Origin of the sequence: Parasphingorhabdus sp. JC815 (genome assembly GCF_040717415.1) — a bacterium.
GTDB lineage: Bacteria > Pseudomonadota > Alphaproteobacteria > Sphingomonadales > Sphingomonadaceae > Parasphingorhabdus.
The window spans coordinates 58,102-80,911 of sequence record NZ_JBFEFM010000001.1 but is presented as its reverse complement, the minus strand read 5'-3'; the positions used below and the strand labels follow the sequence as shown (position 1 = coordinate 80,911).

At 52.0% G+C, this 22,810-nt stretch carries 24 protein-coding genes; 10 read left to right on the top strand and 14 right to left on the bottom strand.

Annotated elements, in window-relative coordinates:
* The 4 genes from AB1K62_RS00385 to AB1K62_RS00370 all read right to left on the bottom strand — a co-directional run bounded on the left by AB1K62_RS00385 (position 1) and on the right by AB1K62_RS00370 (position 2,667).
* Complete coding sequence (locus AB1K62_RS00385) at positions 1-1,206, bottom strand: efflux RND transporter periplasmic adaptor subunit (protein ID WP_367000342.1); 1,206 nt, start codon at positions 1,204-1,206, stop codon at positions 1-3.
* A gap of 262 nt (positions 1,207-1,468) precedes the next feature.
* Positions 1,469-1,732: a GlsB/YeaQ/YmgE family stress response membrane protein gene (locus AB1K62_RS00380; protein WP_367000341.1), complete on the bottom strand. Its 264-nt coding sequence runs from the start codon at positions 1,730-1,732 to the stop codon at positions 1,469-1,471.
* 144 nt (positions 1,733-1,876) lie between these two features.
* Positions 1,877-2,176, bottom strand: coding sequence for a DUF1153 domain-containing protein (locus tag AB1K62_RS00375; protein WP_367001992.1), 300 nt, complete (start codon positions 2,174-2,176; stop codon positions 1,877-1,879).
* Between the two features lie 110 nt (positions 2,177-2,286).
* Positions 2,287-2,667 carry a hypothetical protein gene (locus AB1K62_RS00370; RefSeq protein ID WP_367000339.1) on the bottom strand — a complete coding sequence of 127 codons (381 nt, stop codon included), beginning with the start codon at positions 2,665-2,667 and terminating at the stop codon, positions 2,287-2,289.
* A 193-nt stretch (positions 2,668-2,860) separates the two neighbouring features.
* Between AB1K62_RS00370 and mnmA the strand changes: the two genes are divergently transcribed.
* On the top strand, positions 2,861-3,982 hold the full coding sequence (gene mnmA, locus AB1K62_RS00365) for a tRNA 2-thiouridine(34) synthase MnmA (RefSeq protein WP_367001991.1): 1,122 nt from the start codon (positions 2,861-2,863) through the stop codon (positions 3,980-3,982).
* Between the two features lie 17 nt (positions 3,983-3,999).
* On the opposite strand, the gene AB1K62_RS00360 is transcribed toward mnmA, so the two are convergent.
* Positions 4,000-4,377, bottom strand: a complete 378-nt coding sequence (locus AB1K62_RS00360) for a hypothetical protein (protein WP_367000338.1) — start codon at positions 4,375-4,377, stop codon at positions 4,000-4,002.
* 23 nt (positions 4,378-4,400) lie between these two features.
* Here AB1K62_RS00360 and AB1K62_RS00355 point away from each other — a divergent pair, with 23 nt between their 5' ends.
* Positions 4,401-5,549: a serine hydrolase gene (locus AB1K62_RS00355; RefSeq protein ID WP_367000337.1), complete on the top strand. Its 1,149-nt coding sequence runs from the start codon at positions 4,401-4,403 to the stop codon at positions 5,547-5,549.
* A gap of 240 nt (positions 5,550-5,789) precedes the next feature.
* Here AB1K62_RS00355 and AB1K62_RS00350 read toward each other — a convergent pair whose 3' ends face one another.
* The 5 genes from AB1K62_RS00350 to AB1K62_RS00330 all read right to left on the bottom strand — a co-directional run bounded on the left by AB1K62_RS00350 (position 5,790) and on the right by AB1K62_RS00330 (position 10,251).
* Positions 5,790-6,587: a PhzF family phenazine biosynthesis protein gene (locus tag AB1K62_RS00350; protein ID WP_367001990.1), complete on the bottom strand. Its 798-nt coding sequence runs from the start codon at positions 6,585-6,587 to the stop codon at positions 5,790-5,792.
* 209 nt (positions 6,588-6,796) lie between these two features.
* Positions 6,797-7,375 carry a pyridoxamine 5'-phosphate oxidase gene (gene pdxH / locus AB1K62_RS00345; protein ID WP_367000336.1) on the bottom strand — a complete coding sequence of 193 codons (579 nt, stop codon included), beginning with the start codon at positions 7,373-7,375 and terminating at the stop codon, positions 6,797-6,799.
* Positions 7,376-7,435: 60 nt separating this feature from the next.
* The gene (locus AB1K62_RS00340) at positions 7,436-8,155 is read right to left on the bottom strand and encodes a hypothetical protein (protein WP_367000335.1); all 720 of its coding nucleotides are present in this window, start codon (positions 8,153-8,155) and stop codon (positions 7,436-7,438) included.
* Between the two features lie 6 nt (positions 8,156-8,161).
* Complete coding sequence (locus AB1K62_RS00335; RefSeq protein WP_367000334.1) at positions 8,162-9,379, bottom strand: toxic anion resistance protein; 1,218 nt, start codon at positions 9,377-9,379, stop codon at positions 8,162-8,164.
* 161 nt (positions 9,380-9,540) lie between these two features.
* On the bottom strand, positions 9,541-10,251 hold the full coding sequence (locus AB1K62_RS00330; protein ID WP_367000332.1) for an arylesterase: 711 nt from the start codon (positions 10,249-10,251) through the stop codon (positions 9,541-9,543).
* 18 nt (positions 10,252-10,269) lie between these two features.
* Here AB1K62_RS00330 and AB1K62_RS00325 point away from each other — a divergent pair, with 18 nt between their 5' ends.
* A complete protein-coding gene (locus AB1K62_RS00325) occupies positions 10,270-10,992 on the top strand; it encodes an ATP-binding cassette domain-containing protein (protein WP_367000331.1) in 723 nt (240 codons plus the stop codon).
* Positions 10,993-11,005: 13 nt separating this feature from the next.
* On the top strand, positions 11,006-13,510 hold the full coding sequence (locus tag AB1K62_RS00320; RefSeq protein WP_367000330.1) for an FtsX-like permease family protein: 2,505 nt from the start codon (positions 11,006-11,008) through the stop codon (positions 13,508-13,510).
* On the opposite strand, the gene AB1K62_RS00315 is transcribed toward AB1K62_RS00320, so the two are convergent.
* Positions 13,505-14,482 (bottom strand): bile acid:sodium symporter, encoded by a 978-nt coding sequence (locus tag AB1K62_RS00315; protein WP_367000328.1) that lies wholly within the window; start codon positions 14,480-14,482, stop codon positions 13,505-13,507. The genes AB1K62_RS00320 and AB1K62_RS00315 overlap by 6 nt on opposite strands.
* Before the next feature lie 298 nt (positions 14,483-14,780).
* On the opposite strand from AB1K62_RS00315, the gene typA reads away from it, so the two are divergent.
* The 5 genes from typA (at position 14,781) to AB1K62_RS00290 (ending at position 19,345) form a co-directional block, all read left to right on the top strand.
* Positions 14,781-16,598 carry a translational GTPase TypA gene (typA, locus tag AB1K62_RS00310; protein ID WP_367000327.1) on the top strand — a complete coding sequence of 606 codons (1,818 nt, stop codon included), beginning with the start codon at positions 14,781-14,783 and terminating at the stop codon, positions 16,596-16,598.
* Between the two features lie 88 nt (positions 16,599-16,686).
* Complete coding sequence (locus tag AB1K62_RS00305) at positions 16,687-17,103, top strand: DUF805 domain-containing protein (protein WP_367000325.1); 417 nt, start codon at positions 16,687-16,689, stop codon at positions 17,101-17,103.
* Between the two features lie 244 nt (positions 17,104-17,347).
* Positions 17,348-17,686, top strand: coding sequence for a DUF3297 family protein (locus AB1K62_RS00300; RefSeq protein WP_367000323.1), 339 nt, complete (start codon positions 17,348-17,350; stop codon positions 17,684-17,686).
* 55 nt (positions 17,687-17,741) lie between these two features.
* Positions 17,742-18,569: an SDR family NAD(P)-dependent oxidoreductase gene (locus tag AB1K62_RS00295; RefSeq protein WP_367000321.1), complete on the top strand. Its 828-nt coding sequence runs from the start codon at positions 17,742-17,744 to the stop codon at positions 18,567-18,569.
* Positions 18,569-19,345, top strand: coding sequence for an enoyl-CoA hydratase (locus AB1K62_RS00290; RefSeq protein WP_367000320.1), 777 nt, complete (start codon positions 18,569-18,571; stop codon positions 19,343-19,345). Before AB1K62_RS00295 ends, AB1K62_RS00290 begins: the two co-directional genes overlap by 1 nt.
* A 14-nt stretch (positions 19,346-19,359) precedes the next feature.
* On the opposite strand, the gene AB1K62_RS00285 is transcribed toward AB1K62_RS00290, so the two are convergent.
* Genes AB1K62_RS00285 through AB1K62_RS00275 form a run of 3 tightly spaced genes read right to left on the bottom strand, consistent with a single transcriptional unit; the run spans position 19,360 to position 21,830 of the window.
* Positions 19,360-20,268, bottom strand: a complete 909-nt coding sequence (locus tag AB1K62_RS00285; protein WP_367000318.1) for an alpha/beta hydrolase — start codon at positions 20,266-20,268, stop codon at positions 19,360-19,362.
* 9 nt (positions 20,269-20,277) lie between these two features.
* Positions 20,278-20,682 (bottom strand): GFA family protein, encoded by a 405-nt coding sequence (locus AB1K62_RS00280; protein WP_367000316.1) that lies wholly within the window; start codon positions 20,680-20,682, stop codon positions 20,278-20,280.
* 14 nt (positions 20,683-20,696) lie between these two features.
* On the bottom strand, positions 20,697-21,830 hold the full coding sequence (locus AB1K62_RS00275) for a beta-ketoacyl-ACP synthase III (protein WP_367000314.1): 1,134 nt from the start codon (positions 21,828-21,830) through the stop codon (positions 20,697-20,699).
* 131 nt (positions 21,831-21,961) lie between these two features.
* Between AB1K62_RS00275 and ung the strand changes: the two genes are divergently transcribed.
* Positions 21,962-22,681, top strand: a complete 720-nt coding sequence (ung, locus tag AB1K62_RS00270) for a uracil-DNA glycosylase (protein ID WP_367001989.1) — start codon at positions 21,962-21,964, stop codon at positions 22,679-22,681.
* Positions 22,682-22,810 lie beyond the last annotated feature (129 nt).

The following is a 22,810-nucleotide window of genomic DNA, read 5'->3' as shown; positions in this document are numbered from 1 at the left end:
TCACGCAGCCTGATCATCTGGGGCGGCGGTATCTTTCTGGGCCACCGGATTCACCGTCTGACCGGGGTTCAAGAATCCGGCAGCTCTCAATACAACACGCTCGGTCCCGCTCAGTCCGGAAGTAATCGACAGTCCTGCAGACGTCACATCACCTACAACCACATCCCGACGTATGACTTTATTATCTTCGCCAACGATATATACATAGCTGCCTTTACTATCATTTTGCACGGCAGACTCAGGCAAAACCGAGGCTTGCGACGAGCCGCTCTTAATCTCGGCATTGGCAAAGCCACCGGGTCGAAGTGCGCGATCATAGCTTAATGCGATTTTCGCTACCCCTTGTCGTGTATCAGTATCAATCATAGGAGAAATCTGCCAGATCTGTCCTTCCAATATCTTGTCAGTGCCAACAGGGGTGACTTCGGCACTCACGCCCACCGACACATTTGCAAGGTCACTCTCGCTTAACAGCGCCTGCAATTCCATTTCACCGCTTTGTGCCAGACGGAATAATATACCGCTCCCGGGAGTAACAGTTTGACCGACTTCAATATTACGTTCCAGAACCAACCCGCCTTTAGGCGCAATAATATTCAGAAAATTGTTGCGGGCCCTTGTTTCAGCGAGCTGTGCCTGAGCGACCTTGAGCTGTGCCGCACTGGAATCGCGGGTAGCAGTTAAACGGTCAATATCGGCTTTGGATATAAATCCTCGTTCAATCAGCTTTGCTGCCCGATCAAGATTTGCTTGCGCTATATCGCGCTCTGCTCTGGCAGACGCGACTAATGCTTCTAAGCGTGCCACTTGCTGGTTTTGTACCGAGCGGTCAATACTTGCCATGACCTGCCCGGCTTTTACCCAATCACCAGCATCGACATAGACGCGCGTTACGCGTCCGCCCTCACCAACCACGCCGACCGGAAGCTCCCGCCGCGCAGCCAACGTGCCAGTCGCATTAATGGTATGAACGACGTCCTGCTTACCAGGAACAACAACGGTAACAGACGAAGCCTGATTTACAGCGCCAGCCTCTACGCCCTTACCGCTGCCGGAAAAAATTTTATATACAGCAAAGGCCAAAACCAGAGCCGCGACCACCGCAGCGACAATTATCAATCGCTTTTTATTCTGCGCCTGATTTTCGCCGTTTTTTACCGTCGAGACATCAATGTCTTCGCCGGCAATCTTCGATTCATAGTTCATGTTCAATACTCATCAGCCCGGCATAAATCTTAATTCTGCGCTGCAATATATAAAAAGAATCATCAATAAAAGGCAGGAATCTGCAATTTTGATTTTCGGTGTATTATATCAATAAATCAGTTACTACAACCCCGAACGATAACCGATTGCACGAGATTGTTTCCAAAGTATCACAGAAAGGCGCCTCCCCTATGCTTTTAACAGAAAAAGGCCAGCCCCGCAGGGCTAGCCTTATGATTTTCAAATTGAATTGTTAACGGGTTTACCGTGCCCGACCACGTTGGATCAGGTTGAGGATCAACAATAACACAACCGCACCGACAAATGCCGTTATCAGCCCCATTATCGAAAACGATTGTATGCTACCGCCAAATCCAAGATATTGACCGATAAAGTTACCGATCACGGATCCGATGATACCGACAATGATGTTCCAGAAAATACCCATGGACGCATCCCGACCCATGACTAGGCTCGCAAGCCAACCAGCAATACCGCCAATGATTAATGCTATAATGATACCCATGTCTATCTCCTTATTTGACGACGAAACAGTTTTTCTGTTCTCAATCAACACGGTATGATCCAAAAGGTTGCAATAGACCAATAAAAAGGCCCCAGAGAATTTATCCGGGGCCTTTGATTATACCGTTAATGTTGCAGAACTGGTCTAATATCTCTGCTGACGTTCATACAGATCCCGGTAATGCTGAATACGGGTGACGCGTAGTCCCGGCATACCGGAACGGTCCACCGCGCGCTGCCACGACGCAAATTCTTCCAGCGATAAACTATAGCGATCACAAACCTCATCTATCGATAAAAGACCACCATTTACTGCGGCCACAACCTCCGCTTTACGACGGACTACCCAGCGGGTCGTTCCCGGGGCTGGCAAGTCGGCTAAAGTCAAAGGCTCACCCAACGGGCCGATGACTTGCGCTGGTTTAATTGTCTGGTTCTCGATCATACTACCCTCAAAATACGCCTTGCGGCATTTCATTCTACGTCCAATTGCGATTCCTAAGACATAGAGCTTTTCAAACTACTAAATTACCAAGGTAAATAACACGTTCATATTTAGTCCTGAGCTCTTCGGCCTGATGGATTTTCGCGCAGTAAATCCGGCCTAAAACTACCCTTTTCTGTTCCGTGCTCGCCATTCCCAGATAGCCCTTCCTGCGAAGAGGCATCTGCAAATAACTTGATACGATTTTCCATCATTCCTCGACTGGCGTGAATAGGCGACGCGACCAATCCACGTTGCCGTGCGATATAGGCACGGGCTGAAGGCGAAAGAGATTGACGCGCGATCGCATGTGCAATCAGCACTTCATAAGCGCTTCTTGCTGAAACATCCGTATCAGCACTGGTCTGTGTCAAACTCTTATGAGGGAAGCTCATTTCCATAAGTGCTGTCATAACAAGCAAGAGATAAACATCCGTAAAGGCGGTGTTCACGCGCTCTTAAGACAAGTTAATAAAAGCTTATTGTTAATGAAGCTTTTGATCCCAATATGGATGGAAGCTGGCCAGTACATGATTTTTTCTGAAGCCATTCTGGGACTTTAACCAGGTAGATTGTCAGTAATTTCCGCAAAACTGGTACTTTCCACGGATCATCGCTATGGAGCTTGTGATTATGACAGATCGAATCAATCCAGAATTCCAGCTTGGCGATGATATGGCAGGCAAGCGCATAGTTGTAGCTATGTCCGGCGGCGTCGATTCAAGCGTGGTGGCGGCACTTGCTGCTCGCACAGGCGCCGAGACAATTGGCATCACCCTGCAACTTTATGACCATGGCGAAGCTGTGGGCCGAACGGGCAGTTGTTGTGCTGGTCAGGATATTCGTGATGCCCGCGCGGTGGCTGAAAAACTGGGTATTGCCCATTATGTATTCGACCATGCCAGCCGGTTTCAGGAATCGGTCATGGATGTATTCGCCGATGAATATATGGCCGGACGCACCCCGATACCCTGTGTTCAGTGTAATATGGGCGTGAAGTTTACTGATCTGTTGAATCTGTCTCGTGAACTTGGCGCTGATTGTCTAGCCACCGGCCATTATGTTCGCCGTGTGATGGGCGTAAATGGCTCTGAACTGCACCGCGCCATAGACCCGGCACGCGACCAAAGCTATTTTCTATTTGCAACAACGCAGGATCAGCTTGATTATCTGCGTTTCCCGCTAGGTGATATGCCCAAAACCCAGGTCCGCGCCATAGCCGAGGAGATGGGCCTGGCGGTCGCTTTTAAGCCGGATAGTCAGGATATCTGCTTCGTTCCCGATGGCGATTATGCCAAAGTCGTTCGCAAACTGCGCCCTGATGCCGATGATGATGGCGAGATCGTTCATATTGATGGCACCGTCATGGGCAGACATAAAGGTTTGATCCATTACACAGTGGGACAGCGCAAGGGATTGGAAATTGGCGGACAAGCCGAACCGCTTTATGTCATTCGCCTCGAACCGGATACCAAACGCGTCGTCGTCGGCCCCAAGCAGGCGTTGGCCGTGGCATCTGCAACCTTGCGTGATGTTAACTGGATCGGCGGGAATTATGAAGGACCGATACAGGTAAAGGTCCGTTCTATGGCAAAACCAACCCATGCCCGGCTTGATGGTGATACGCTATATTTCCACAATCCGGAATATGGGGTATCCCCTGGCCAAGCAGCGGTTTTCTATCATGGTGACCGGGTGCTTGGCGGTGGTTGGATCAATGAAACCGGCGCAGTGTCACAGGAATGGCTTACCGCCGCGACGGCTTAGCCCCTGTTTCGGCCGGACTATTGTCCGCCGTCCGCCTCCGTCAATAACACACAGCCCCAGCCTTCCCGAAATTCAGCAGTCGCGGAAGCCAATAAGGGCACAGAAGCTGTCACGCGCCGCTTTTCATCATCTTGCGACAAGCCGATAAATTCCATGCCGGGTTCAAAATCCTTTTCGCAATCGGTCAAATCGCGGCCACCGATATAGTGACAGGAGCAGGCAACGCGAGCGCCATAAGCTGTACCAATGCCAAGCTGCCCTTTGATAAAACTGTAATTATACGCAAAGATTGCCACCAGTATCAGCATGAAAAGTCCCGATATATATAAGACCATCCGGCCTTTTCCGATACGTTGTTTCGATGCGGTTTCATTATTACGGTTTATGGTTGCCATGGCAGCATCTATTGGTGCAACGCATGGCTATGCACAAGATTAAAATCTCCGTTTTATCTGCGCTTGCCCTCCTGTTTTCCGGATGCGGGGCCAGTGAAGGACCAGCCACACCAACGCCAAAGACAGCGGAGGAGCTGGCCTATATATCTGACAACAGCCCGATCACGAAAGCCCGTCTCGACGCCGCGATCTCGCCACTTTTTGATAATCCGGAAATGGCGGAAACCCGTGCGCTGCTCATCATGCATCGCGGAGAGATTATCGCTGAGCGTTATGGCAAAGGCTATAACGAGAATACACGGTTCATAAGCTGGTCTATGGCAAAATCCTTTACCGGGGCGCTGATCGGATTTCTGGTCTCCGATGGCAGATTGGTGCTGGATGATCCCGCCCCTGTGCCCGATTGGCAGCGGCCCGGCGACCCGCGCGGACATATTACTTTGCGTCATTTACTTCATATGTCATCCGGTTTGGATCATACTGAAGTGGCGGAAGAGAACGGCGCGACCCTTTATGAAGCTGATACCAACCAGATGCTCTTCCTGAGCGGCGCAAATGATATGGCCGGCTATGCCGAGGCCCGTCCTTTAGAGGCAGTCCCCGGCGAGAAATTTGAATATAGCACCGCAACCAGTATGATTCTGGCAGATATCATAACCCGCACTTTGACCAACAGCACCGACCCGAAAATGCGCCGTGATGCCGCCATGCGGTTCATTCGTGGCCGTCTGCTGGAACCATTGGATATGGACGGCACCTATTTTGAATTTGATGCTAACGGAACATTCCTAGGCGGTAGTATTATACAGGCAACGGCGCGCGATTATGCCAAATTCGGAGAATTTCTTCGCAATAATGGCGCTCGCAAAGGCGCCCAGCATTTGCCGGTCAACTGGGTCAAGTTTATGCGCTCATCATCGCCCAATGATCCCGCTTATGGCGGCCATATCTGGTTGAACAAGCACCGTCCGGAGGGTCGTAAACAAGTGCTATTTCCCGACATGGCTCCCGATACGGTTTTCGCCGCCCTTGGTCATTTGGGTCAGCAAATCGTAGTGTCTCCGGAACAGAAGCTGACTGTGGTCCGGCTGGGCAAAACGCAGGATGACGTGCTGCAACCGCTGTATGACCAGATAGGCCGGATCGTGTCGCTTTTCCCGGTGAACAGATGAGCATATCGAAAACTTTCTGAAAACATGTCCGGGTTATCTTCACTAAGTTCACTAAGTTCACACCAAGGAACGCTTTAATTACGTCGATTCACGAAAAAATAGGTCGCTTGCTTGACATTTTCGGCCAAGCGCCGTGAATAATTTATAAATATGAGAAAGAGCCGGTCCGTCACTATCACAGCGCTCCTTTTGTAGGAAAGCGTGGTTCGACCAAATGACTATCATCATGATAGCCTGCCCCTATAAGTGAAACCGCCCCTCGACCACTGTCACGCATTTCCCGCCAAGCCATGCTTTGGAGCTGTCCGCTTCAAGGCGGCAATTCACATAACCGCCGCGCGCACTGGCCTGATAGGCGGTAAAATTGTCCCGCCCCAATTGCTTCACCCAATAAGGCGTTAGCACCGCATGGGCCGATCCGGTAACGCTGTCTTCATCAACCCCGCCGCCGGGCACAAAAACGCGGCTCAGCACGTCGCTATCTTTGCCCGGTGCCGTGCAAATATATTGCGAGTCCCCCATAGCGGCCAAGGCTTTCAGGTCCGGCTCAAGTGCCAGAACCTCATCGGCTGTCTCATAACGAATGACATGATAGCCCCCCTTATGGAACAGGGTTTCAAGCGGCTTGCCGCCGATCAGGGCAAGAATATCCGGCTGCTTTTCCGGTGATGGAGAATAAGCTGGCAGGCCCAGTGTATAGCCATCTCCCTCGCGGCTAACGGTCAACACACCGGCTTTTCGGGTGCAAAACGTCACGCGGTCCTTTTCCGGATTTTGCGACAGGATAATATGACCGCTCGCCAATGTTGCATGGCCGCACAGGGCAATTTCCATAGCCGGGGTGAACCAGCGCAATTCATAATCTGCTGCGCCGGTTTCATCGGGCAGGTAAAAAGCGGTCTCAGCAAAGTTATTTTCTTCGCCGATCGCCTGAAGCACCGCATCATCAAGCCAGCTTTCCAGCGGCATGACCGCCGCCTGATTTCCGGTAAAAGGGCGGTCTGCAAACGCATCGACATGATAATAGGGCAGGATCATTTGCTGGTTTTTGGTTTTGCCTGGCATTTTTGCCCTTTCTGGCAGTTATCTGGCTAAATTTATAGTCATTACGTCATGATTAAGTCCCGTCATTCCCGCGAAGGCGGGAATCCAGCTATCTAAACCTTGCAGAAGTAAAGCTGGATTCCCGCCTGCGGGGGAAAGACCAGTGTAGTTTGTGAGTGTATTCGGTCGTCCAGAACCGGCCATCACGGATAAAGCATCCCTTCGGCCCATCCCTCACCATCACGGACAAATATCCGCCGTTCGTGCAGGCGGTGCTCACGGTCTTGCCAGAATTCAAACCGCTGCGGTGTCAGGCGATAGCCCGACCAATAGGGTGGACGCGGCACGTCTTGCCCATCAAAGCGCATTTGCATTTCTTTATATCGCTGTTCAAATGTCGCGCGACTATCCAGCGGGCGCGACTGGTCCGATGCCCATGCCCCAAGCTGCGAATCCCGGCCACGCGTGGCGAAATAGGCGTCGGCAATATCATCGGCAACGGCAGACAGACTGCCTTCAATCCGGATTTGCCGGCGCAGGCTTTTCCAGTGGAATAAGATTGCGGCCTTTGGATTGGCGGCAATATCTTCTGCCTTGCGGCTTTCCTTGTTGGTATAAAATATGAAACCGTCCGGCCCATGTCCTTTTAACAATACCATTCGGGCAGAAGGTTGCCCATCGTCATTGACGGTCGCGATCGTCATGGCATTGCTATCATTGGGTTCGCTCTCACGGGCCATGGTGAACCAGCTATCGAACAGCGTAAAGGGATTGGATGTCATAAACGGGCCTGTATCAGGATGGTGAAAGGTAGGAAAGTCAGCTGCACAAAGTCCACAAGGTTACGGCTCTTGCGCCTCCCCCGTTTTATCATATTTCATTTCCAGATAGCGGCCACGAATTGACAGATTGTCAATATCCCCTTTGGCAATCTGGCGGGTTACTTCAGAAATTTCTTTCTCGATCAATGAAAGCCCGCTGACAAGCTGTTCATCGGGAGACTTGCCGCCATCACTGGCCTTTGTCCGCATAGATGCCGGAATAGCGCGATAGCCGGAGATTAGTTCAGGCAGATGTTCCCCCATCAACTTACGCACTTCATAAGCCGCCGGTTCTGCTTCATCCAGCTTTTGCAATTGCGGGGACAGCATATCAAGCTGTGTGCCGATGGTGTTGATAATATTTGCGGCCGGAGCAGGAAGCGCAGGGCGCTGCGTTTCCAGCCAGATTTCTGTTTTTCCGGCCAGCGTCTTAAGGTCCGACTGGATCAATGTTTCCGGTGTCGGTATTTTCATTTTCGGGAATTTCATCGCTGCCCAGATACCGCCAGCGATCAAGCCCGCGGAAATCATCACGCCCCAGAACCCGATACCATTTAATATGCCGCCAACCACACTGGCCCCGACCAGAACCGCTATCGTAGCAATAGCAGCGCGGCCCAGTTTTTTCATGAAATGGCCACGTTTCAGGCTTTCCGAACGCTGCCCGATTGACCGGTTGTAGCGCGCATCTTTTAACGCCCGGCCCGCATTTGTCATGATCTGGTCAGAAGTTTCTGTCATCAGTTTCTATTCTTCAAGCGCAGTCAATGGATTTTCGGACGGAGCTTCGAGAGCGGCCTTATCCTGCCCCTCGGCGCGGGCGATATAGCCTTTGGATTTCTCGATCTCACCGGACAGGGAATTGACCGTAGTTTTCATATTTTCCAGCGCCTTGACCTTGAATGTGTCAATATTATCCATCGTGTCATAGACATTCTGGAACGCCCGTTGCAGCGTTTCGAGCGGAATTGTCGCGGATGCGGCTTGCTCATGAATTTGTGCAGTCTGGTTTTTCAGCATCTCTCCGGTACTGTCGATAATTCCGGCGGTGGTGGTGTTGAGCGCCGTAATCTGGTCCAGCACCAGTTTCTGATTGGTCAGCGCCTGTGCCACTGTCACGCCGGTACGCAGCGCATTAACCGTGGTGGTGCTGGCCCGGTCCACGCCCTTTACCAGTTCGACGTTATTTTTTTTCACCAGATCCAGCGCCAGATAGCCTTGCACCGTCACCGCCATCTGGGTGAGTAAATCCTGTGTCCGCTGGCGCACATAGAAAAGCGCGTTTTCTCGAATGGCCTTTGCCTTGGCAGGGTCGGTAGCGTCGAGTTCTGCCGCTTTGTCTTCCAGCCGCTGGTCCATCACCTTTGACACATGGATCATCTGTTCCAGACGGCCCATCGCGGCCCAGAGGTTTTTGCGCTCCACATCAATGGCGGCATTGTCCATCAGCAATTCATCTTTGCCGCTCTGCAAGCGCGACAGGATGGACGAAATATGACCCTGAGCACTTTGATAGCCGTCAAAATAATTTCGCAGCTTTGAACCGAAAGGAATAATCCCGAACAGCTTGCGCTTGGCGAGCAGGTCGCCGCGCTTGCCGGGATCAAGATCTTCCACTGTCCGTCGCAGTTCGGAAAGATCCGCGCCGATGCCTGATTCTTCATCCATCGTGCGGACAGGGCGATCCAGAAAACGATTGGACTGGCCAGCCGCATCGGCAATTTCTTTGCGGCCCATATTGGTAATCTGGTCCACCCGTTTACCGAATTCCGGGCTATTTTCATCCTGAGCAACCAGATCGTCGATAAAGCTATCGACTTTTTCTTCCAGCTTTGACTTGATCTCGTCACCGACCGGCACAAGTCCTGCCGCTTTTGTGGGTGCTACCGGCGCTACCGGATCCGGCGGCGTCAAAGACAGTTCTTCGGTCGCGGTAATTGTTTCGCTGGTGTTCTCTGGCGCCATTGGTTCAGTCTCCATCTCGTCGCATGTTATCATCTATGCCCATCACAAATGAATGTATATGCCGCACTTTTCAAGCGTTTCCGCACTGTATTATAAAAATAATACAGCTAATGCAACCACGCGGTTTATCCTCTTCGGACTTTCGGTCAGTCATCCCGCGACTATCCTTGCAACGCGGCTTTCACATCCGGCGCTATTTTCCCGACAATCACGTCCACGCCCTTAGCATTGGGATGAATACCGTCCGGCAATATCAGGTCGGGCCGTCCCACCACGCCATCCATGAAAAACGGATAGAGCGCGGTGTCATATTTTTTGGCCAGCGCAGGATAGATGACGTTAAACTCGTCGCTAAACTCCTTGCCCAGATTGGGCGGGGCCAACATACCCGTTATCATGACCGGCACGCCCCGACCGGTCAGTTTCTTGACCATGGCGTCCATGTTAAAACGGGTTTCGGAAGGCTTTAACCCGCGTAGCAAATCATTACCGCCCAGCCCCAGCAAAACCAGATCAGGCTTCTTCGGCAAACTATCGAGCACAAAATCCATCCGCCGCAGTCCCGCCGCTGTGGTATCGCCGGACACTCCGGCATTGTGAATCCTTACATCCTGTCCGGCATCATTCAGCGCTTTTTGCAGTTCCGGCACAAAGCCTTCACCCGGGTCCAGTCCATATCCGGCATAAAGACTGTCGCCAAAGGCCAATATCAGCGTTTTGGCTTCGGGGGCTTTATCGACGCTATTGTCCGTATCATTAACCGTCTGTTGAGCCTCTTGGGCGGGGGCTTGCGTGTCATTGGCTGGCCCGCATGCAATCAGAAGTTGCAGAATTGCAAAGCCAAACCCATATGTAATCAACCTGCTCAACATCGGATAACCCTTCCCGCTATGTTACAAAAGACCGCCGCAACCAGCGACGCAACGCCCAACTCCCATATTGCTATTGATGCACAAAATGTCACCCTGTCTTTGGGACAAGGCGATGCACGTGTTAATATTCTGGGCGGTATCAACTTGTCGATCAAAAGCGGCTCGACCGTGGCTTTGCTTGGCCCGTCGGGTTCGGGAAAGTCATCACTCATGGCGATATTGTCCGGGTTAGAGCGCGCGAGCGGCGGAACGGTGAACATTGCCGGAGCCGATTTCGGCACGATGAACGAGGATGAACTTGCGATTGCGCGGCGCGGACGGGTTGGCATAGTTTTGCAGGCCTTTCACTTGCTGCCCACCATGACCGCACTGGAAAATGTCGCCGTGCCGCTGGAACTCGATGGTCAGGCGGAGCCGTTTGAGATCGCAGCGAAGGAACTGGAGGCCGTTGGCCTAAGCGACCGGCTTGGCCACTATCCCGCGCAATTATCTGGCGGCGAGCAACAGCGCGTTGCCATCGCCCGCGCTATGGCGTCGCGCCCGTCGATTATCTTTGCCGATGAACCAACCGGCAATCTTGACGGGGTTACCGGCGAAAAAATCATCCAATTGTTGTTCGAGCGCCAGAGAGCGAGCAAGGCCACTTTGCTGATTATTACCCATGATCCGGAACTGGCCAAACGCTGTGACCGGATTATCGAACTGCGCGACGGCCTGATCGACAAAGACAGCTTGGCATGAGCACATACGGCCTATGACAGATTTTTCCAAAGCATGGACCATCGCCCGGCGCGATTTGAGCGGGCGGTTTGTCGGCCTACGGCTGTTGATCGTCTGTCTGTTTCTGGGCGTTGCAACGCTGGCCGCTATCGGTAGCCTGACCAGTGCGATAACAGATGAACTGGCCAATCGCGGGCAAATCATATTGGGCGGCGATCTGGAAGTTGCCGTATCCCAGCGAGAGGTGACACCACAAGAGCGCGAAAGTCTGAACGCTGCCGGTGAACTATCCGAAACCTTGCGTATGCAAGCGATGGCTCGCTTACCCGATGGCAGCGACACCCAATTGGTCGAATTAAAAGGCATTGATGCGCGCTACCCGCTCTATGGTGACTTCACCTTGCAAGACGGCGCGACTGCGCCCCCACTTGATGCAGACCAGATTTATATCACGCCAGCCTTGGTCAACCGATTGTCCTTGAACATCGGTGACACGATAGAATTTGGCGAAACGGCCTTTACAATTACCGGCATAATAGAGGACGAACCGGACCGGCTGAGCGAAGGGCTGTCGCTTGGGCCAGTAGCGATTACGTCACTGGAGGGGCTGCGCTCCACGGGGTTGATACAACCCGGCAGCATGTTTCAGAGCAAATACCGTCTGAAACTGCCCGCAGCTATAGACCCATCCGAATTGGGCAAGCAGCTGGAAGCACAATATAAAAATGCCGCATGGGAAGTAAAAACCCGTGACAATGGCGCGCCAAGCACACGCCGTTTCATTGAACGGATGGGGCAGTTTCTCACCCTCGTCGGGCTAGCGTCGCTGGTGATTGCGGGAATCGGTGTCGGCAACGGGGTCGCGTCTTATTTGCGCGGCAAGCAAAGCGCGATTGCGACGCTCAAAATATTGGGCGCGGACAGCGCGATGATCTTTCGCATCTATATGTTTCAAATATTGGCTGTTGCCCTGATCGCCATTACAGCAGGATTGATTGTCGGAGCCTTTGCGCCGCTTATCATCATCGCGGTGGCGGGTGATGCCCTTCCGATCAAGCCGGAATTTGCGCTTTATCCCCTTCCGCTCGTCGTCAGCGCCGCTTATGGATTGCTCATAACGGTTATTTTTGCCCTGCCGCCGCTCTCGCGGGCGAAACTTGTCCCTGCTGCCGGACTGTTTCGCGGTGACATCCGGTCATGGAAAGAGATGGACAGACCGACATGGCTTGCCGTCATATTGGCCATCGCGGCCATCGTTGCGATTGCCATTGGCAGCAGCCGGGAACCTTTATTTTCGCTCGCGTTCATCGGCGCAGCTCTGGGCATATTAACATTGCTTAGCCTGCTTGGCGCGGGAATAGGCTGGCTTGCCAGCAAGCTACCACGTCCCAAACAACCACTGCTGCGGCTCGCCCTCACCAATCTTCACAGGCCGGGCGCGCAAACTGGCCAACTGGTTGTCGCGCTGGGTCTTGGCCTGACCTTATTTGCCACGCTGGCCGCTATCCAGACCAGCCTGACCAATGAAATCCGGCTAAGTGTTCCGCGTGAAGCGCCCAATTTCTTTGTTCTCGACATTCCGGTCGAGCGCGCCAATGAGTTTACGGAACGGGTTAACGCCGCCGATCCGGATGCAAATATCAACATCGTTCCCACCCTGCGCGGCACGATTACCGAATATGGCGGACAACGTGTGTCGGAACTGGACGAAATCCCCGAAGGCGCGTGGGTTTTGCGCGGCGACCGCGGCTTGACCTATAGCGCCAATCTGCCCGAAGGCAGCGAGATTGCCGCCGGAACATGGTGGCCGGAAAATTATGACGGGCCGCCGCTGGTTTCTGTAGATGCAGAACAGGCAGCGGCATTGGGACTGGACGTCGGAGACAGCCTGAGCATAAGCTTGCTCGGCGTAGAGATACAGGCAAAAGTGGCTTCGCTGCGTACGATTAACTGGCGCAATTTCGGTTTTAACTATGTGCTGGTTTTTCCGCCCAATGTGCTGGCCAGCACACCGCATAATGTCGCGGCGACTATCCAGTTGGATGAGGCAAAAGAAGACGGTTTGCTTGGGAGTTTACCAAGTGAATTTCCGTCCATATCCATGGTGAAAGTCAAAGAGATTGCATCACAGATTGGCGATATATTGGACCAGATGGCAACGGCCATTGCCTCTGCTGCATCCATTGCAATTTTTTCCGGTATTGCGGTTCTGATCGGTGCGATTGCGGCATCACGCCAGTCGCGCATTTATGACAGTGTGATCCTGAAACTGCTTGGGGCTACACGCGCACAGATATTATCGGCTCAGGCGATTGAATATGCCGTGCTGGCACTGATCCTCTCTGCTGTTGCATTGGGTCTTGGTCTGCTTGCCGGGTGGTTTGTCATTACGCAGATTTTCGAATTTACATGGCAACCGGACTGGATGACCGTGATGGTAACGCTAGCTATCGGTGCGGTGTTGACACTGGGCATCGGATTGTTGGGATCTGTGCCCGTGCTATCGGCCAAACCGGCGCGCGCTTTGCGGGAGTTATGATGATTTCTTTGCCAGATGCAGGGCCACCGGCGCAGATATTACCAACTGGGTCAGATGATAAAGGAGCAGCGGTAGCAAGATCATGCCCGCCCTGTCGGGCGGAAAAATAATCGCAGCCATAGGTGCGCCGATAGCAATGCTTTTCTGCGCTCCGGAAAACAGCAAGGTTTTTCGATCATTGCGTACCAGTCCCAGCCATCCGCCAAGCGTCCATGCTCCGCCAAAACCAAAAGCGAGAAATACGGCCAACCCACTCGCCATTAAAGCCAGTTGCCCGGCGCTGACCTGAAACCATGTGCCTGCCAGAACCGCGCCGGAAAACGCAATATAGATAACAATCGCAATCACAATCTTGTCTGCCCAAGCAATCGGCCCCTTATGCGTCATAATCCATGGCCGCGTCCATCGCTGGACCAACTGGCCAATCACGAACGGCAATAATAGAATCGCAAATATCCGCACAAAGCCCTCGGTCGTAATCGAACCGCCTGCCGCGCTGGCGAGCAGCGCGAACATCAACGGCGAAATGACCACTCCGCACAGGTTGGTAAAAGCTGAGGCCACAATCGAGGCTGCTACATTTCCCTGTGCAATCGCGCAGTAAGAGGTTGCCGACTGAACCGTCGAAGGAAGCACGCCAATAAACAGAAATCCCAGCGCCAGATCATGCGGCAAAAAATTATCGGTCAGCTTTGACAGCGTGAATCCGGCGACCAGCATCAGGCCAAAGACAAAACCGAAAATCGCGCCTTGCAAGCGGATATTGCGGAAACCGGCGACAACCTCTGCACGTTCCAGCCGGATGCCATGGAGCAGGAAAATCAGAAATACGCCCGCCGAAGATATGACACTGCCAAGTGTAGAAAATTCTTCTCCAAGCGGAGCCAGCACCGCCAGCGCCACCGCGCAAAGTAACAACCAGATAAATCGGTCCGAGGAAATTTGCCGTAATACAGGGAAAAAAGAAGACATTTTGGTGCCCTAGAGGATTTACAGAAAATTGCCAGAGGGTCAGGCCGCATGACCCCTATTTATATATCCGGTGTTTTATATTGATGGTTTTTACCGCAATCCGACGGGTAACTTGCTTCTAGTCGGCTTGATAAGCTATGATGCAAGAGATTGCCGCAGCAGTATAACAGAATAAATGGCTGACGATAATAAAGTCAATTTCATATGTTGCGGCGCAACAAAAAACAGTTTAAGGGCCCACCCTCTTTAAGGTGCGGCACAATAGCCTCCTTTCCTCATCATTATGGCAGAATATATTATGTCTCTTCGCAACATCGCCATTATCGCGCACGTTGATCACGGTAAAACCACCCTTGTGGACCAGCTTTTCCGCCAGTCCGGCACATTCCGAGACAATGAACGGGTGGCAGAGCGCGTGATGGACAGCAACGATCTGGAAAGAGAGCGCGGCATTACGATTCTGGCTAAATGCACCAGCGTCGACTGGAAGGGCACACGCATCAATATTGTCGATACACCGGGCCACGCCGACTTTGGCGGCGAAGTGGAACGGATTTTGTCGATGGTTGACGGCGTTATCCTGCTTGTCGACAGCGCGGAAGGTGCAATGCCACAAACTAAATTTGTAACCGGCAAAGCACTTGCGCTTGGCCTGAAGCCGATTGTTGTCGTCAACAAGATTGACCGCCCCGATGGCCGCGCCGAAGCGGTATTGGACGAAGTGTTTGATCTGTTCGTCAATCTTGATGCCAGTGACGAACAGCTTGATTTCCCGACTCTGTTTGCCAGTGGCCGTAATGGTTATGCGGGTGAATCGCCGGATGTGCGCGAGGGCGATCTTTCCCCGTTGTTCAACAAGATTGTCGAACATGTTCCGGAACCGGATGTTGACCCCGATGCGGATTTCAAGTTTCTTGTGACCCTGCTTGACCGCGACAATTTTGTTGGCCGCATATTAACCGGCAAAGTCGAAAGCGGCAAAATCAACCTTAATGCGCCGATCCACGCACTCGACATGGACGGCAAAGTTGTCGAAACCGGCCGCGCGACAAAGATCATGGCTTTCCGTGGGTTGGAGCGGGTTCCGGTAGAAAGTGCTTCTGCGGGAGATATTATTTCACTGGCCGGCCTCACTGACGCGACCGTTGCCAACACGATTTGCGATCCTTCCGTCAGCGAACCTATCGCCGCACAGCCGATTGACCCGCCAACCCTGTCGATGAACTTTGCGGTGAATGACAGCCCGATGGCCGGACGTGAAGGCGACAAAGTCACCAGTCGCGTCATTCGTGACCGCTTGTTCCGCGAAGCCGAATCCAATGTTGCGATTAAAATTACCGAAAGCAGCGACAAAGACAGCTTTGAAGTTGCCGGTCGCGGCGAATTGCAGCTTGGCGTATTGATTGAAACCATGCGCCGCGAGGGTTTTGAACTGTCTATTTCCCGTCCGCGCGTTCTGTATCGCGAGGTGGATGGCCAGCGTCAGGAGCCTTATGAAACCGTGGTCATTGATGTTGATGATGAACATAGCAGCACGGTTGTGTCGAAAATGCAGCGCCGCAAAGCGGAACTGACAGAACAGCGTCCATCGGGCGGCGGCAAAACGCGCCTGACCTTCTCTGCTCCCTCACGCGGTTTGATCGGCTATCATGGGGAATTTCTTTCCGATACGCGCGGAACCGGCTTGATGAACCGCCTGTTTGAAAAATATGATGACTATAAAGGTGTCATCGAAGGGCGTCCTGTTGGCGTACTGGTTTCGAACGGAACCGGAACAGCCGCCGCTTATGCGCTTAATGCACTGGAAGACCGCGGCATCATGTTCATTGGTGCCCAGACGCCGGTGTATGAAGGCATGATTATCGGTGAAAATGCCAAACCAGGGGACCTTGATGTCAACCCGATGAAGGCGAAACAGCTCACCAACTTCCGTGTCTCTGGCAAGGAGGATTCAATCCGCCTTACCCCGCCAACAATCATGACGCTGGAACAGGCCATTGCCTATATCGACAATGACGAGCTGGTCGAGGTGACACCAAAGAATATCCGTCTACGCAAACGCCATCTTGATCCTAACGAGCGTAAAAAGGCATCCCGTCGGGCTGATGCGGCCTGAACGGCATAATAAGCTCTAAAAGATTATCGTTGATTTCCAATGTGGCTAGCTTAGGCTAACCGCTCCTATAACAAGGAGGGGAAAAACAATGGAATGGATGGTAATGCCGCTGAAACGCTATGCGGATTTTAGCGGGCGTTCACGGCGCAAAGAATATTGGATGTTCGTGCTGCTCCAGATCATCATCGTCGTTGGAATCACCATTATCGGCGGCGTTTTGGGCGGTTTCTCATCTGATGTTTCCGGTGGCATGCCTTTTGGTGGCGGCCTGATGATGGGATTATTCGGACTATATTTTCTGGCGATCATCATTCCGTCAATAGCCGTGCAGGTGCGCCGTTTCCATGATCAGGATAAATCCGGCTGGTTCGTCCTGCTCAATTTCGTACCCTATATCGGCGGATTGATCGTATTTATCTTCATGTGTCTTGATGGCACCAGAGGCAAAAACCGCTTTGGAGAAGACCCCAAGGCAAGCGAGACTATCGGTGATGTTTTTGAATAGTCGCTTGATAGCGGTCAAACATAAAGCGTAAATTTTTCAGCCTGTCCTGCACGGTAAAGCGCCGCTATGTTGTGGCCGATGCTTTATTGCCTGAAACCATGCAATTTTTGGTAGAATGAGAAAGCGGAGGAATATACAGCCAGCCTTATGCTTTTTCTGCTTCCTGACCTGTTGCAGAAAATTTCCGTGCTATTCATGAAAAGCAGACCATCTAACATAACGACAGAACAGGAAATTTATCCCCATGAACGAAACAAATACATCCGAAACCAAAGACACTGACACTCAAAACGCGGACACTCAAAACACTGGCCCCAATACGCCGCCGGACCGGCTCGCTATCAATCCGCGCAGCAAATATTATGGCGGTGAAATGCTGGAGCGCGGCATCGGCATTAATTTTCGCGGAGAACGCAAACATAATATTGAAGAATATTGCGTGTCTGAAAGCTGGGTCAAAGTGCAGGCTGGTAAGACCCTTGATCGCAAGGGCAATCCCTTGCTCATAAAGCTGAACGGTGAAGTCGAAGCATGGTTTGAAGACCTGGGCGACGATGCGCCAAAGATCAGCAAAGACGCTTAGACCAGATCAAGTACCAAAAAAACCGACCGGATAAAAATAAAAGGCAGAGGATATAATGTTGGGTTTCACGGATAAAATATTCTGGATCACGGGCGCATCATCTGGAATAGGTGCGGCTCTTGCACGAGCTTTTTCCGATGAAGGCGCGCATATCATCCTGTCCGGTCGGCGGGTAGAGGCTTTGGAAAAGGTAGCAGCGGATATCACAACAGATACGCTGCTGCTGCCCTTTGAAAGCACAGACTATGATGCCCTGCCCGCCAAGGTTGCCGAAGCGCAACAATGGAAAGGCCGGGTTGATATATTGATAAACAATGCCGGGGTTAGCCAAAGAAGTCTGGCGATTGATACCGATCCCAATGTCCATCACCAGATTGTAAACATAGATCTTTTGGCCCCGATATGGCTGACGCAACTATTGTTGCCCCATATGATTAACGCAGGCGGTGGTCATATTGTCGGAATCAGTTCTGTTGCGGGGCGCGTCGGAGTGCCGCTACGCACGGCTTATTGCGCCGCCAAACACGGCCTGATCGGTTATATGGACGCATTGCGCGCGGAAACCCAGACGCGTCATAATATCCATGTCACCAATATTTTGCCCGGCTCCATCCGCACCGATATTTCCCGCAACGCGCTCACCAAAGATGGCAGCAGACGCGACAAATCCGACGCGATGATCGACAATGGTATGGAACCTTCCGAATGTGCCCGCCAGATTGTCGAGGCGATTGCCAATAAGCTACCGGAGCTGATTATCGCTGATGGTCCGGAGTTAAGTCTGGCGCAATTGCGGCAAAGCGATCCGGTAAAGCTATTTGAAATGACTGCCGCCATGGGCGCGCAGATTGCCGAAAAATATGAATCGGGGGACGATGATTAATGACATTGATTTTACTTGAAAAATCCGACGGCGTTGCAACCATAACCCTCAACCGTCCCGAAGCCATGAATGCCCTGTCCCATGATTTGCGGAGCGCACTTTTTGATGCATGTGAAGACATTGCTGGAGACAGCAATATCCGGGCGGCTATTATAACCGGCGCTGGCGAGCGAGCGTTTACTGCCGGACTTGATTTGAAGGAACTGGGGTCGTCCGGTCTTGGTCCGGCAACCGATCAGGCACCGGGTAGCAATCCGTGCAAAGCACTTGAAAAGCTGGAAATTCCTGTGATCGGAGCGATAAACGGCGTGGCTATCACTGGCGGCTTTGAACTTGCCCTCGCTTGTGATGTGCGGATTGCATCGACCAATGCCCGTTTTGCCGACACCCATGCGCGTGTCGGTATAATTCCGGGATGGGGATTATCGCAAAAACTGTCACGTTATATCGGCCTGTCCCGCGCGTGTGAGATGAGCTTTACCGGTCAGTTTCTGGATGCGGATACAGCCCGAAGCTGGGGTCTGGTCAACCACGTCTATGCACCTGATGAGTTGATGCCCGCCGCGAAGGTGCTGGCCGCCGATATGGCAACAATTGATCCGATATTTCTCAAAACCTATAAAAAACTTATCCGCGACGGTTATGACCGCAATTTCAAAGACGCGATGGCTTTGGAAACAGAGGTTACAAACGCTTATAATAGCAATGTCAGTGCCGAAGAAGTCGAACAGCGGCGATTAGAAGTGATTGAGCGCGGCAGAACCCAGAAAGGCTGATTATAACCTGCATCTCAGCGCGTTATAAACTCCGCTATCTGCGTCTGCGCCAGTTTTGCTTCACGGATTGGTAATAGCATCCATACATGCTGCATCTGATCACCGACATGTAGCGCGACATTTATGCCCTGATCATCCGCTTTTTGTTTCAGTCGCAGCGCATCGGCGTAAAGCACATCATTATTTCCTGCAAAAATGGCGATAGGCGGCAGCTGGTCGATGGCAGTATAAAGCGGACTGACAGGGAAAGCCGCTGGATCATTCCCTTCGCCAGCCCAAAATTGTCCTGCGGTTTGCGCGCCCTGAACCGACAAAAGGACATCATGCTTTTCAAGCTCTTTTTGGGAAGGGTCACTAGCTGTAGCATCCAGCCACGGCGACAAAAGGATGAGCTTTCCCGGTAGCGGTCCGGCCTGATCGCGCAGCATCTGGGCAAGCCCCAGACTATATCCGCCGCCAGCGCTATCACCCATGACAGTGATATTTTCCGCGCCATATTTGGCAACCGCCTGTTTATAAGCCTCCATCACCACAGGGTAGCTTCGGGACCAGTCGTGTTCGGGCGCGAGGGGGTAAAGCGGAACAGTCGCGCTGGCTCCGGTCGCTTTGATTAGCTTCCCGATCAACGCCCAATGGAAAGTCATAATATTAAACGCATAAGCGCCGCCATGCAGATAAAATATGTGATGCCTGCTAGGCTGGATTCCTCCATCCTGCTTTGGTCCAATCTCGTAGACCAAATGCCCATCAATCCGATGCTCACTAATCTGGGAGTGTTTCTTTAACCATCGACCGGGCTGCGCTGGACCGCGTTGCCTGTCTTTCGCCAGAAACTTCATGCTAGTCTCATAATCGGCCAGACGCTTCTGCACCTTCAACAAGCGCAAAAGCAAATTGATGAAACGTGCGCGAACGCTAATCACCTTGGCATATTATCCCGGATTTCCTTCCATTTGCGGAACATCGGGATCAATCACCACCCATTTTTGAGCGCTTTTCGTCCAAAAGTGTAGTTGCGGATCAAGATTGCTGGTATCATCCAGCGTGCCGGCTTTGACAAAGGTCATTCCCGGCTGCGTTGGTAATGTGGTCAATAGCGGTGAACCACATTTGCCGCAAAAATGCCGTCCGACAAGATTTCCGGTTTCGCTGCTATCTTCATAAGTCGTAACATCGCCCTGAACATCTATCTGATCATTTGTAACGCCAAAGAGGACCGAATAAGCACTGCCCGATTGACGCTGGCAATTTTTGCAATGACAAACAGCGGTCATTTGCGGCTCTCCACTGACGCTATAGCTTATAGCTCCGCAAAGGCATTGTCCTGTCATGGTCATTATTATCTCTCCCTTTAGGTGGTTTTTCTTACAAAAACCGTCCCTGCCGAATATCCTGCACCAAAGGAACAAATGAGTCCAATGTCGCCATCAAGCAGATCATCGCTATGTTTGTGAAAAGCAATGATTGAACCAGCCGATGAGGTGTTGGCGTAAGTATCTAGTACAGTCGGACTTTCGTCGTCACTTGCCTCATGTCCCAATACCCGCTGGGCTATCAACCTGTTCATCCCGGCATTTGCCTGATGAAGCCAGAGCCGTCTGAGATCACCAGTCTGTATTTTCAGCCGCTCCGCCTGTTCGACAATCATCTTTGCGACCATCGGCACCACTTCTTTGAACACCTTGCGTCCTTCCTGCACAAATAATTTGTCGGCATTGTCCCGCGTCTCCGGACTAGTGCGGTTGAGGAAGCCGAAATTATTGCGGATATTATTGGAGAATTGGGTTTTCAGTTTCGTGCCAATAATTTCCCAGTGCTGCGGCGGAGCAATATCTTTTGCTTCCACTAATATTGCCGTTGCGACATCTCCAAAAATGAAATGGCTATCACGGTCGCGCCAGTTCAAATGGCCCGAACAAATTTCCGGATTGATAACCAGCACAGATTTTGCGCTGCCAGAGCGGATATAATCGGCAGCAGTCTGAATTCCGAATGTGGCCGAAGAACAAGCGACATTCATATCAAAACCGAAGCCCTCGTCCATGCCAAGCGCGTCCTGTATTTCGACCGCAATCGCAGGATAGGCCCGCTGCATATTCGAGCACGCACAAAGCACGGCATCGACATCTTCCGCTTTCCGCCCTGCTCGCTCCAGGGCTTGCTTAGCAGCTTTTACACCGATTTCAGCTAGAATGGATATTTCATCATCCGGTCTCTCAGGCATCCGCGGGCACATTGTTTCCGGGTCCAATATAGGGTCTTTGGACAACACATAGCGCGATTTTATCCCGGATGCTTTTTCGATAAACTCAACCGAGCTATGTTGTAATTCCTGCACATCACCCGCCGCTATTGCCTCGGCATTTTCGCGATTGTGCAAATCAACATAAGCGTTGAAACTTGTTACCAGTTCTTCATTGCTGATGCTGTCATCTGGCGTAAACAGGCCGGTCGCCGAAATTACTGGAGTGTTGGTGTTTGTCATGATCGTCTATTCTCAAAAACCGCGCGACAGCAAATTACTGCGCTGTTCAATATCGTAAGGTTCCATTTCACGGCTGGCAAGCTGTCTTGCTGCTTGATTGCCAATCACAGGCAAGTTGCTATTTGTCGGATATGAAAGAAACAGATCAGATCACATTGCATGACAGTTGGAAGACACCGCTTATGCCAGAGTTTTCCAGCAACTATATGACGGATTTGTGCAGCTTTTTGGTTGAGCAGAAACAGGCAGGGAAAACCATATTTCCCAAAGGCAGTGAATATTTCCGCGCACTTGACCTTACGCCGCTGGAAATGGTCCGGGTCGTTATATTGGGACAGGACCCCTATCACGGACCGGGGCAGGCACATGGACTGTGTTTTAGCGTGCAGCCCGGCGTTCGCCCCCCGCCCTCGCTGGTCAATATCTACAAGGAACTGGAAAGCGATATCGCTATGCCGCGCCCCTCGCACGGCTTTCTGGAATCCTGGGCCAAACAGGGTGTGTTGCTCCTCAACAGCGTGTTGACCGTCGAGCAAGGCCAGGCTGCGTCCCATCGCGGCAAAGGGTGGGAACAGTTCACCGATGCGGTCATCCGCCTGATTGCGGCAAGGGAACAGCCCGTCGTATTCCTGCTGTGGGGCAATTATGCACAAAAAAAAGCAGGCTTTGTGCAAAGCGTGGAGCAAGGCGGCAGGCATCTGGTGCTAAAAGCGCCCCACCCCTCTCCATTGTCGGCCTATAATGGCTTTTTCGGGTGCAAGCATTTCAGCAAAGCCAATGCGTTTCTGCAAGCCAATGGCTTGCCAGCGATAAACTGGTCTTTGCCACCTGTTCAGAATATAATTACCTGAATCTGCGGCACTGCACAGAGCCAAGATATTGCACAACAGTGCATCTGTAGGAAAGACAAAAAAGGGCAGGAGCACCATCGCACTCCCGCCCTTTCACAATTACTAACCGGCCAAATCAATGACCAATAG